General features: G+C 63.5%; 7 protein-coding genes and 2 pseudogenes. 3 read left to right on the top strand and 6 right to left on the bottom strand.

Annotated features, from left to right (window positions below; genetic code table 11):
- Positions 1 to 29: 29 nt before the first annotated feature.
- The 6 genes and pseudogenes from AC1DR6_RS01365 to AC1DR6_RS01340 all read right to left on the bottom strand — a co-directional run bounded on the left by AC1DR6_RS01365 (position 30) and on the right by AC1DR6_RS01340 (position 6,948).
- Complete coding sequence (locus AC1DR6_RS01365) at positions 30 to 2,372, bottom strand: TonB-dependent receptor (RefSeq protein ID WP_476827382.1); 2,343 nt, start codon at positions 2,370 to 2,372, stop codon at positions 30 to 32.
- Between the two features lie 239 nt (positions 2,373 to 2,611).
- Entirely contained in the window at positions 2,612 to 3,397 is a 786-nt protein-coding gene (locus AC1DR6_RS01360) for an energy transducer TonB family protein (RefSeq protein WP_476827381.1), read from the bottom strand.
- Between the two features lie 25 nt (positions 3,398 to 3,422).
- Positions 3,423 to 3,875 (bottom strand): biopolymer transporter ExbD, encoded by a 453-nt coding sequence (locus tag AC1DR6_RS01355; protein ID WP_476827380.1) that lies wholly within the window; start codon positions 3,873 to 3,875, stop codon positions 3,423 to 3,425.
- A 4-nt stretch (positions 3,876 to 3,879) separates the two neighbouring features.
- The gene (exbB, locus tag AC1DR6_RS01350) at positions 3,880 to 5,004 is read right to left on the bottom strand and encodes a tonB-system energizer ExbB (RefSeq protein WP_476827379.1); all 1,125 of its coding nucleotides are present in this window, start codon (positions 5,002 to 5,004) and stop codon (positions 3,880 to 3,882) included.
- 374 nt (positions 5,005 to 5,378) lie between these two features.
- Positions 5,379 to 6,280: pseudogene (locus tag AC1DR6_RS01345) on the bottom strand (dihydrodipicolinate synthase family protein).
- A 41-nt stretch (positions 6,281 to 6,321) separates the two neighbouring features.
- Positions 6,322 to 6,948 (bottom strand): LysE/ArgO family amino acid transporter, encoded by a 627-nt coding sequence (locus AC1DR6_RS01340; protein WP_476827378.1) that lies wholly within the window; start codon positions 6,946 to 6,948, stop codon positions 6,322 to 6,324.
- 68 nt (positions 6,949 to 7,016) lie between these two features.
- Here AC1DR6_RS01340 and AC1DR6_RS01335 point away from each other — a divergent pair, with 68 nt between their 5' ends.
- The 3 genes and pseudogenes from AC1DR6_RS01335 to AC1DR6_RS01325 form a co-directional block, all read left to right on the top strand.
- Positions 7,017 to 7,943 carry a LysR family transcriptional regulator ArgP gene (locus tag AC1DR6_RS01335; RefSeq protein ID WP_476827377.1) on the top strand — a complete coding sequence of 309 codons (927 nt, stop codon included), beginning with the start codon at positions 7,017 to 7,019 and terminating at the stop codon, positions 7,941 to 7,943.
- Positions 7,944 to 8,172: 229 nt separating this feature from the next.
- A complete protein-coding gene (locus AC1DR6_RS01330) occupies positions 8,173 to 10,542 on the top strand; it encodes a hypothetical protein (protein ID WP_476827784.1) in 2,370 nt (789 codons plus the stop codon).
- Positions 10,543 to 11,570: 1,028 nt separating this feature from the next.
- A pseudogene (locus AC1DR6_RS01325) lies at positions 11,571 to 11,762 on the top strand (helix-turn-helix domain-containing protein); the annotation flags it as partial.
- Between the last annotated feature and the right edge of the window lie 263 nt (positions 11,763 to 12,025).

Raw genomic sequence — 12,025 nt, 5'->3', positions numbered from 1 at the left:
CGCCGGCCCTGGCATTCCTGTAGCTGCGGTCAGAAGGTGACCGACGCCGACCCGACGAAGGTGCGCGGCGCTCCGACTGTCACGAACGTACCGGTGGTCAGGAAATATTGCTTGTCGAAGACGTTCTCGACACCCAACCGCAGCGTGACGGGCCGGTTGTAGATCGCCGTCTGATAGCGCACTCCGAGATCGACGCGGGTCCAGTCTGAGAACTTAACAGTGTTGGCGGTCGTCAGGTATGAACCGGAGGTGTAGACCACCCGCCCGTTCACGCTGAGCCCGGTCAGCCACGGCGTGTCCCATTCCAGCGCTGCAGAGGCGGTCAGATCGGGCACGCCGGCTGCGTCATTGCCGCGCTCGAGCGGGTTCGTCGGCGTCGTCAGCTCGGGCTTGAGGAAGGTGACGCTGCCCAGGCCTCGCAGGCCGGGCACGATCTCGCCATAGGCGGTGAGCTCGAGCCCGCGATTGCGCTGCTCCCCATCGTAGGCGAGCGTGTTGGCGGCGGTGCGGACCGCGCTCGGGCGATGGATCTGGAAGAGCGCGGCGGTGGTCGTGATCCGGCCCCAGTCGACCTTGACGCCGACTTCCTGCTGGTCGGACTTAAACGGCGCCAGCGTCTCGCCGGTGTTGGCATAGCCTGCGCCGACGATCTGGCCAGCCGAGAGCCCTTCGGCATAGTTGGCGTATACCGAGACGTTCTTCCAGGGCTTGACCACGATGGCGGCCAGCGGCGTCGTGGCGTTGGCGTCGTAGACCGTGGTCGGCGCGCCGGTAACGTTGTTGAAGCCCTGCTGCTTGACGTTCTGCTGGCGCACGCCGGCAGTGACCTGCAGTCGCTCGTCGAAGAGCGACATGGTATCGACCGCGGCGAAACTCGTCAGCGTGGTGACGTTGGACTTGGTAGGGTCGACCCGCACGCCCGGCACGAACTGCAGCGGCGTCGGATTGTAAATGTTGGACGGGCGTGACTGGGCCGCCGTGTTGGCGAGATAGGCGAAGCCAAGCTCCTGCTGATACCCGGTGTAGACCAGGTTCAGCGAGTGGTTGATAGGCCCGGTATCGAACTTTGCCCGCAGCCCGACATTGCCGCTCACCGTGTCCGTGTATGAATCGTAATACGCATTGATCAGGCGAAAATTGCCGAACTGATCGGCGCCGCCGACGAAGCCGGCGACACGCGAATCCGGGAAGGTCTGGTCATTGCTGCCTGACCGGTAGCCAATGCCGCCATAGGCCGTGAGCCAGTCAGTGATGTCATATTCGGCATAGGTGGCAACGGTGTTGTCGCGCTGCTTCAGCTTCGTTCCCGGATACCAGTTGCCGCGTGCATCCGGCACGCGCGGGATATAGGAAATCGTCGGCTGGAAGCTGATCTGGGGGCGATAGTTCTTGGTGTCGTCGTTCTGGGTGATGGCATCGAGTGCCCAGCGGAACCGGTCGCTCCGGTAGTCTAGCGAAAGCGAGCCCAACGCCGTTTTGATGTTGCCGTTGTCGACCGACTGCTCGCCGTTACGCAGCAGGCCGTTGACGCGGACGCCCCATTCCTTGTTGTCGCCGAAACGACGGTTGGCGTCGACATTCACGCCATAGCTGCCCGAGCTGATGAAGGTCGGCGTGACCGTGACGAAAGGCGTATCGACCGCGCGCTTGGTGACGATGTTGATGCTGCCGCCCACGGTCCCGCCGGGAGGGATGCCGTTGATGAAGGCAGCCGGACCCTTCAGGAGCTCGATGCGCTCGATATACTGAGCGGCAGCGCGGTTGGACGAAATCAGCCCATAAAGCCCATTGAAGCCCAAATCCTGTGCCTGGACGGGAAAGCCGCGGATCTGGAATGTGTCGTCGAAGCCGTTCGAGCCGGATGTTAGGCGCACCGAGGAGTCGTTGATAAGCGTGTCGGCCGCGGTGCGCGCCTGCTGGTCATGAATGACCTGCTCGGTGAAATTGACGGTGCTGAACGGCGTGTTGAGCACGTCGCGACTGCCGAGGATGCCGAGCGAGCCGCCGCGCGCAACCTGCCCGCCGGCATAAGGCGGTTGGACGTCGCCGAACCGGCCCGAGGGGGTGGTGGCGTTGCCGATCCGCGGCATGGAGACCGGCTGCTGCACCTGGACGGGCGCACGCGCCATAGGAGCGACACCGCGTGCGCGCGCTGCCGAACCGGCCTGCGGGTTCTGGCGGCGCACCACGGGCCGCGCGCGCTGTTCCGCTGGCGCCTCGATCGTCACGGCGGGCAGGTTCTGCTGGGCCTGCGCTTCGGCGGTCGCCAGCGCGCCAAGGCTGACGGAGACGCCAAGAAGGAGACGCGAAGACAGCACATGGCGGCGCTTGGCCACGCGTCTGCTGACTGTCGAAGGCTGAATGAAGTCCACAATACCTCTCCTGAGATTGCGCCCAGGGGTAACATCGTGATCCAGTTGGTCAATCCAGAGACAGACCTACAAGCCAATTTTTAGCTCCGTCAGCGAAGAGCCTGTCGGCTTGTCACATATTGACCACAGGAATCATAGAATCGATCCAATCGATACTTAGGGGTCATCCGTAATCAAACGATAGTTCTTCTTTCTAACAAATCTAAACTAACATAGGGATGCTCTTTGATAGGCGGCGGCTAACTCCGACCGCCCAGCGTGAAGCTGACCGGCAGCGTGAAGGTCAGGCCATTATCTGCGACGAGCGGCGGCGGCATGGGCAAGGGGTCGGCGCGACGCAGCATGGCGAGCGCCGCCTCGTCGAAGCGCGCGTCGCCCGAGCTGCGGGCGACCTTCGCGTCGAGCAGCTTGCCGCGACGGTCCAGCGTGAACGTTACGACGATCTCCGCCTCGCGTCGACCCGCACCGTTGGGATAGCGCTTGTTACGATTGAGATGGCCGAGCAGCTGGCGTTGCCAGGTGGTCTTGATGCGCTGGGCACTCGCACCACTGCCGGGCGTTGGCGCAGTGGAAACCGGCGCTTCTTTGGCTGTCTCGACGCTGGGCGCAGCGGCGGCTTCCGAGGGCAGCGATTCCGCGGACTGCTGGGATCGTTCGCGAGCCGGCGTCTCGACAACCTCCTTGGGTTCAGGCGGCTGCTCCTTCGGCTTCTCGGGCGCCACGACCCGGTCGGGTTCAGGGGCCTCGACCGGCGTTTCCTGCGACAGGTTTTCGGTGGGCTGCGGCTTGGTCTCTTGAGCCGCGGCCGCCGACGAAGGCGCGGCATCGTCGGCGGGCGACCCCGGCGGCAGGTCGGTCGGCTCGTCGCGCGGTGCGGCGAGTTCGATCCCGACCTCGATGCCGGGCGCGCCGTCGTCGTCGGCCGCCTCCGGTGGGCTCGCGATCAGGAAAGCGGCCGCAGCGGCAGCATGCAGCAGCGCCGCTAGCGATGCCGACACGAACCAGATGTTCCAGCGGAGCTTCATCGAAGCGCGCTCCCCTCCTGCGCCCTCATGGCGCAGCCTGTGAAGCTGCCCCGGGCGGTACGCCTTCAGCGGCAACCAGCGAGACCTTAGCGAGGCCTCCCTTCTGCAGCAGTTCGAGAACGGCCATCAGCTCGCCATAGGGCACCATGCGGTCGGCGCGCAGGAAGACGCGGGCTGCCGCGCCGCCGGGGCGCGCGACAAGCGCCTGCACCAGATCGAGCCGCCGCACCGGGGCTTCGTCGATGAACAGCGCGAGATCGGGCTTCAGCGTGATGTAGGTCGGCTTATCAGGCCGCTTCTGAGGCGCAACCGAGGACGTCGGCAGATCGATCGGCACGTCGACCGTCGAGAGCGGTGCGGCCACCATGAAGATGATCAGCAGCACGAGCATGACGTCGATGAAAGGCGTGACGTTGATCTCGTGCGCCTCGGCAAAATCGTCGTCGTCGGACGCGCTTTCGGAGATAGAGCCGGCCATCGCCTCAGTTCCTTGCCGGAGCCGGATCTTCGCGGCGCGCATGGTCGAGATCGCGTGACAGGAGCCGTAGCGCGATCCCCGAGGCTCGGTTGACCCGCTCCAGATGGTTCTTCGTCACCCGCGCAAAGTGATTGTAGATGATTACGGCCGGGATCGCTGCCACAAGGCCGACAGCCGTGGCGAACAGCGCTTCGGCGATGCCCGGCGCAACCACGGCGAGGTTCGTGGTCTGCGCTTTCGCGATGCCGACGAAGCTGTTCATGATGCCCCAGACGGTGCCGAACAAGCCAACAAACGGCGCCGTCGATCCGATGGTCGCGAGCATGCCGGTGCCGATTCGCAGCCTCTGCCCTTCGGCGCGCACCACTTCCGTGCAGCGCGCCGCCGCCCTGTCGCGGATGCCGCCGCCCGTTGTGACGCCGCTGGACAGCCGAACCTCGTCGACGCATTCCTTGACGAGCCGCGCGACGACATCCTGGCGGCCCGTCGCGAACAGATCGTCCGCGTCCACCAGTGTCCTGGACTGGGTCAACCGGCGTATGGCGCGATTGATGCGGCGTTGAGCCTGCGAGAACTCATAGGTTTTAGCGAGCAGGATCGTCCACGTTGCCAGGGATGCGATCGCGAGTCCCACCATCACGAATTTGACCACGATGTCGGCGCCGAGAAACATCGACCAGGGCGACATGTCGTGCGGAGCCGGCTCCGAAGCACCCGCCCCCGGCAACGACTGCGGCGGACGAGGTTCGGGCACAGTAGCACTGCCTGGCGGTGTCGCCGAGACGGCAGGGGGGGCATCTGCCGGGGGCGCGGACTGTTGCGCGGTCGATGGAAAGGCGACCAGCAAAGCCGCGGTCGTCATCAGAAGCGAAAGCGCCAAGGCGAAACGACGGAGCGACACGATCCCCATCGAGGAGGTGATTTTCGCACGATTGGTTTCGCTGGTCATCAGGCTCCGCCTCGTTCTTCGATCAGGAACCTCATGATCAAACATCCAGTTCCATAAACGCACTAAAATGGAATTAGTATAAACTAAAATAAGCGATCCCTCCGTTACGTATAGCCGCGTCGAGCTGAATGATCGAGACGAAATTGCGATGCTGCGACTTAGTGACATCGCTGCGCTCACGCGCGTATCTCGGGCGCGGGTCGGGAAATCCTTTCGTGTAACGGGGTCACGGGGGTTGTAGACCTGTGAAGCCTGGATAGCTGTGTCGGATGTAGACCGCTCAGAAGGCTGCCGGCGCCTTGGGCACATTGGAGGCGCTTTCTTGGCCGCAAGCCTGACAAGCTAGTGGTATCGCGTCCTGCATCGATGATGCTGGGCTCATTTGCGATGAATATGCAATTGGCCTAGCTGATGGCTGCTCAACCTTAGCTGTCATATTGCTATCGAGGCCCGCATTTGCTTGCGGATTTCCATCTGCAACGGCTCCGCTGAACGTCAGCTCCCTAGCAGGCCTTCGCCGTCCGCTCGTGGCGCGTTGCGACGTCGACCAATGGCTATCCTGAGAGGGCTTCCAACGCCTCGGCGACTGCTAAGCTGACCGAGCCGTCCAGCGCCTGGATCGGCAAGGGCGGCTGCCCGGGCCTCAGCCCGAGCTGGTCAGCGATGAGGAACATGACGCGCAGGCTGCCGTATGTTCGAAACAGCTTCCATAGCGGCCCGAATGCCGCATCGGCCGCGGCGGCGGCCGCGCGGTCGCCGGAGAGGGCCGCGCGCGTCAGGCGCAGTGCCGGCACTGGCAGGAGGCCTGCGACTACGCTGTACCAGGCGTCAGCACCAGCCAGAAGGGCGGGAGCGGCACCCCAGTCGCCGCTATAGCCGACGATCAACCCCTCGCGGCACAACGAGCGCAGCCGGCCGATCTCGCCTGCGAAATCTCCATCGGTGGGAAGTGGCATCTTGATCGCCGCGATGGTGGCGACATGCGAGAGGCGCGACACCAGTTCCGGCGAGAATCCGAATGGGTCGTGCTCGGATTGTTGTCGATACAGATCCGTAGACCCGTCGCGGCGGCGGTGGCGTCGAAATGCGCGAAGACCTCGTCCTGCGTCAGCGGCGCGTAGGAAACGGGAGCGAGCAGCAACCCGTCGGCACCCAGCCGTTCGGCATCGCGCGCCAACTCTTTTACCCAGGACGTCCGCATGGCGCCGATCCCTGCGATCAGCGGGACATCGCCCGCGACCGTCTCGACAGCGGCAGCCAGAGCGCGCGAGCGCTCGCTTCGATCGAGAAAGGCATAGGTCCCGGTGCTGCCCAGCACGGCGATCGAATCAACGCCGGCCGCGGCGAGCCGGTCGATCATAATCGCGAACGCTTCGGTATCGACCACGCCATCGGCATTGGCCGGCGTCAGCGGAAAGGCGGACAGCCCGCGGAAAATCGAAGCGTCGTCGGTCATGTCCGGATGTTCCTCTCGGTTGGGTGGCGAGAACGCATCGATCAGCTTGCCAGAACACCGCGCAGCAGGCTTGTCGCCAGCGCCAACATCAGGACGCCGATCGCCAGATCGAGAATGCGCCAGGCAAGCGGGCGGGCGAAGAGCGGAGCCAGGAAGCCCGCGCCAAAGCCCAGCGAGGCGAACCAGGCAAAACTGGCGCTTGCTGCGCCAATGATGAAGGGCGTCCGCTCGTCAGAGGGTAGGCTCGTCCCTACCGCGCCCATCAGCAGAACGGTGTCGATGTAGACATGCGGATTCAGGAAGGTGAAGGCCGCCGTGCCCGCAAGCGCGGCGCCGAGCGTCATGCCGGCCTGCCGGTCGACGACTATGGCGGATGCCTGGGCTGACCGCCGCAGCGCCGAGACGCTGTACCAGGCCAGGAACGCTGCCCCAGCCAGGCTGAGGGCCGTTTCCAGCCCCGGCACGAGCGCGAGCGCGCTGCCCAGGCCGTTGACTCCTGCGACGATCAGCGAGGCATCCGCCGCCGCACAGAAGATCACGATCGGCCAGACATGCTCGCGCCTGAGCCCCTGCCGGAGCACGAACATGTTCTGGGCGCCGATGGCGGCGATAAGCCCGAGCGACAGGGCAAAACCCTTGGCGAAGGCAGGAAGGAAAGTGCTGGTCATGACAGCTTGATGCGGGTGATCGGCTGTGTAGTCTAACTCAATTTCTTAAGTGTGGATTAGGCAGGCTAATGCTGGACTACCTCTCCCTGGCTGCTGTTGCCGCCGTCGCGCGCGAGGGCAGCTTCGAAAAAGCAGCAGTCGGATTGGGCGTGACGCCATCTGCGGTGTCGCAGCGTATCAAAGGGCTTGAAGACCGTCTCGGCGCTATCCTGCTGGTGCGCGGATCGCCATGCCGTCCAACCGAGATCGGCGCCAGATTATGCGCTCATGTCGAACAGGTCCGGTTGCTCGAAAGCGAGGTCATCGACACCCTGCCGGGCCTGACGACACGGGCGGCCGGGCCCACTACGCTTCGGGTGGCCGTGAACGCTGACAGCGTCAGCACCTGGTTCCCCAAGGCGGCGGCGACATTTGCAGACGAGACGGGAGGTCTGCTCGATCTCGTCCTCGACGACGAGGCACATACCGCCGAACGGCTGCGGACGGGCGATGTCTTGGCGGCGGTGACAGCAGACCCTACCCCTGTCGTCGGCTGCAAGATCCATCCCCTTGGGCAAATCGAATACGTCGCAGTTGCCGCTGCAGGATTTGCGGCTCGCCACTTTTCAAGGGGTGTCGACGGGCAGAGCCTGCAGCGGGCGCCGATGCTGCGTTTCGACCGTCGCGATGGCCTTCAGTTCCGCTGGGCACAGGAGGCATGGGGCACGACCATCACGCCACCGACCCATTGGACACCATCCACGCAGGGAATGCTCGACATGACGCTGGCGGGCCTGGGATGGTCGATGGCGCCGGTCATGCTCGCAATACCCTTGATCGCCGAGGGGCGGCTGGTTGAGCTCCCGCCGCTTAAGCGGATCGGCGTGACGCTGTACTGGCAGCGCACCAGGCTAGCGGCGCAGCTGCTCGATCGGCTCACGCAGGCGGTGCGAGGGGTAGCAGCCGAGGCACTTCAGCCGAACACCAAGGGCACTGACCAGTCCATGAGGGGTTGAGGGCGCTCGTTGGAGGAATGATGTTCAAGCCTGAGCGTCTGGTTTGTGGCGGAACTCCAAGGTCAGGAAGTGGCGCAGAGCGCTTGAGAGAAGCAAAGCGGTGAGGCGCTGCGCCGTGGAGGAGAGATAGCTCATTCGAGGCGTCGGCACTCTTCGCTTGCGTCATGACAAGGCGAAAGAATCAGGTAAAAGCGCGCTCTCTTCAGTCCTATCGATCAGCCTACCGCCTATGCCTATCGATCGAAGCCCGCGCACCTTCGCCGACCGTATCGCCGCTTTCTGCCGCAGGCGTCTTTCATCCTTGCTAGGGTCGGATACCGACCGTCTCGAAGCCTACCTCATCGATCTGATCGTCCGTCACGAATGCCCGCCCCTGCATTCCACCGGCTACTCGTGGCGGGAGATCGCCGCGAACACCGAGATAAGCTATTCAAACCTGGTCGCAGCCAAGGAGGAAATCCGGCCCGCGCTCGACGCTATCGTTCGTGCCCAGGATGCCGAACTCGGCAAGGCGTTGGTCCCACTAAGGCGCGCGGACGCATCCCCGAAAGCGGCGAACCGCGTCATTGCCGCGCAATGCGGTCGACCGAAAGCTACTGCTGCTCCGTCAATCCCTAGTGCGCATACGGCCGCCCGACCCACGTCTTCTTCTGCCCTCGCCGGTAATGGATCGAAGCGGGGCGCGAAGCCGCAACAGATCGACGAGTTTCCGCAGCCAAAGGCGCTGCAATGGCAGGATCCGCCGACGTTCCGCGAGGCGCTCGCGCTTCACATGGAACGCCACGGCGATAGCTATTGGCATCTGCATCGCGCGATCGTCCGCGATGGTGAGACCTTCGATCGGCAGACGTTGCGAAGCTGGGTGAAGGGAACGCGAGCTCCAATAAGTGTCGCCAGCATGGAGATGCTGGGCCGCATCGAGCGCCGTTATCGGCTCCCTACGAGATACTTCAAAGCCAAGCTGCCGCATCGGGCGCGTGCGGTCCGAGGCCATGAGCCGAAGGGTATTGGACGCGCGGAACGGCAGCGGCTCGCCTGGCATCTGCCGGACAACTTCTACGCGCTGCCCCGAGCCGAACGCGAGCGCATCGTCGAATGGGTTCGGCGCGTGATCCTGAGCGGCGCGACCGACTATCGCCGGTACCAGGCCGCCGCCTCAAAACACCGATATGCCATTCGCTTTCCGGGCGTCGCGTATGGGCAATCGGAACCGGCGCAAAGCATGGATCACGGTCACGTCGCGGACGAGGGCATGCCGGAGACGGATCCGGACCTCCGATCCGGCGTCATAGAAGCGCCGCCGCAGCTCACGATGGAGATGGCGAGCCTCGTCCGCTTCAAAACCTCGACGCTGACTGCATTCGGCTTGCAGCGGAATGGCGTCTGGGGTGAGGAGACGACCTCCCAGAAGATCGAGCACCTCGGCCTCATGTTGGGAGCGCTGGCGGCTTCGCCGAAAGGTCCAGTACGTGGCTACGGCGTCCCGCTGCAGCACCTGACGCTGGGCCTGCTCGTCTTTCCCGGCGTCTGGGACTGGTATGTCCAGTGGCGGGAGCGGAAGCGCGGCTTCTATACCGCCTGGGAGATCGATATGCTTCGCATCGCGCTCGCCGTCACGCGGCAGGAGACGGGCTGGCTTCGGCAGCATGGTCAACTGGTCCACCGTGTTCAGCCGATCCCGGGACTGGTCTCGTCAGTGGAGATAGAGCAGGCCAAGGCCGATTGGCACGGGGCCTGCGACGCCTTCTTCAAGCACGCGACTGGGCGCGTAAAGGAGATCCAGCGTGTCGCCCGCGTCCACCGCGACCCGTTTGAGCCGATCATGCCGATCCTCGAAGCCGAAAGCCCGGTGGGGGAGTATCGCAAGATCACCGAAGAGATCCTCGCCCGAATGCCTGATACGACTCGCTATCCGCGCCAGGCCGCGGAAGCGGCGCGCTCCTTCCTGATGCTCCGGTTCGGCCTGCATCTTGGGCTTCGACAGAAGAATCTTCGCCAGCTCCTGGTTTGCCCGCGGGGTCAGATCCCTCTCTCCGAACGTCAGCTTGAGGACCTCAAGCGAGGCGAGCTGCGCTGGAGCGACCGGGACGGCGGCTGGGAGGTCCTGATCCCCTCCGTCGCCTTCAAGAACGCGACGTCTTCCTACTTCGGCAGCAAGCCGTTTCGGCTGGTCCTGCCGAATCTCGGCGGGCTCTACGAACACATCGAAGCCTATGTCTCGCGCTACCGCCGCGTGCTGCTGGCCGGCGCCGAAGACCCCGGTACCTTTTTCGTGAAGACGGTCAAGCGGACGAGCTCGGATGCGGCTTACGACCAGACCACGTTCTACGAGGCATGGCGGCTGACGATCCAGCGTTACGGCATCTACAATCCGTTCACCGGGCGAGGCGCGATCCCGGGCCTGCTGCCGCATGGGCCGCACAATGTCCGCGACGTGCTGGCGACCCACATCCTGAAACAGACCGGGTCCTATGAACAGGCGAGCTACGCGATCCAGGACACCCCCGAGATGGTGCAGAACCACTACGGACGTTTCCTCCCACAAGACAAGGCTGCGCTGGCCGCTCGAATTCTGAACCAGGTCTGGGAGGCGGCCTAGCGATGTGGCGCAGCAATGAAGTGATTTTAGCCCAACCACCTCTGCAGGGGCCGCGGAACGGCCAGATGCGGGCTTTACCTCACGTGAAGGCAGGCTCCTCGAACTTGCTGCTTCGTTGAGCTCAACAACGCATTTCCTGATGTCCGCTTGTCGGCGTTGAGCTGATGTCCGATTCTGGCGCGTCGCAGAAGCTAAATACTTGTTAGCAACTGGCGGGCGAGGGATACAATCCGGAAATGGCAGTGGACCAATGATTCAAACAGTGGATTGTGGAAACACGGATGAGCTTGGTCAGTGTGATCGTCGCCTCGGCGGCTTGAATCTCGCAAGCCCGCGTCGCTGAAACAGCGGCCTTGTGCGAAGCTATGCCTGGAGTTTGGCGCATCCAGTCATCGGCGGGAAACGCGCTTTGATATCTAAGCAGTGCGCCGTTGTCGCCTGTCGCAATTGTATCGAAACTACGGGGATATCAGAGGTTATCCGCAATCTTGCGGGTCGCCCGAGCCAAAAATGTATCGAGGGGGGCGGTCAAAAGTGATGGGGCCTCCGCACCCCTGCACCGGGTCCATTCTCATACGGAGTTTTTTTTCTTGGCCCTCGCTTTTTCGCTAGGCGGAAAGAAAACAAAACAATCTTGAGTATCTCCACCTCGCGGTAGCGCTGATGCGCAGCGAGATATTTTTTAGGATCACGCCGGCTCGAGCTGGCCGGTCACTTTCGTGTTTACCCGCTGTCTTCGGCCAGCGGGTTTTTGCGTGGCGTAAGACGAGAGGCTGAAAGCGTCCGCGAGTCTCGGCGCTTCCGGCGAGGCAGCTGTGGCTTCGCCGAACAGATCCAARGTCAGCTYCCTAATGTGTGGCCTCAGCTGGTCCCGCGATCAGCAATCGACCTCTGCCTGATCTTCGGGCGGAGCGCCTTTCTGCACCCTTTTTTCACGAAGGAATAAAGCCCATGCCGGGGCCGATCCCTGCTGTGCCTTGGTCGCTCGCGCCCARGGCGCGGACCCATGCCGATTTGAGGAGCAAGCGATGAGCGTGCTCCTCACTGACCGCATCCTCGAGGCGGATATTCCCTCCCGCACGATCAAGCTGGTGTTGCTCAAGCTCGCTAAGCACGCCTCGCCTGACGGACGCAGGATATTCCCATCTGTGGCGGTCATCGCCAAGGCTGCACAGTGCTCGTCCCGGCAAGCACAGAGGATCCTCGCAGAGCTGCGCGGGAAGAGGATCATACAATGCGTCMGACAGGGCGGTCGGGGCCCTCGGGCGACCGAATATATTTTCGATCTGGAAGTCCTTGACCGCCTGCTGCGGGATGGCTGGGACAGGTTCACCGAAAGCCCTGCGTGGAGCGCAGAGCGCCAAGTTGTCGATCAGCGGGCGCTTCAACCRGCCCAGTACGACCCCATGGTGTCGTACTCCACCAATGAGAGTACGACATCTGCGACCAGGGCGTGCGACACTTGGTGTCACCCCAATAGTCA

The organism is Allobosea sp. P5_A5, from assembly GCF_056400625.1.
The sequence above is the reverse complement of the archived record's forward strand: the minus strand, read 5'-3'. Positions and strand labels throughout refer to the sequence as shown.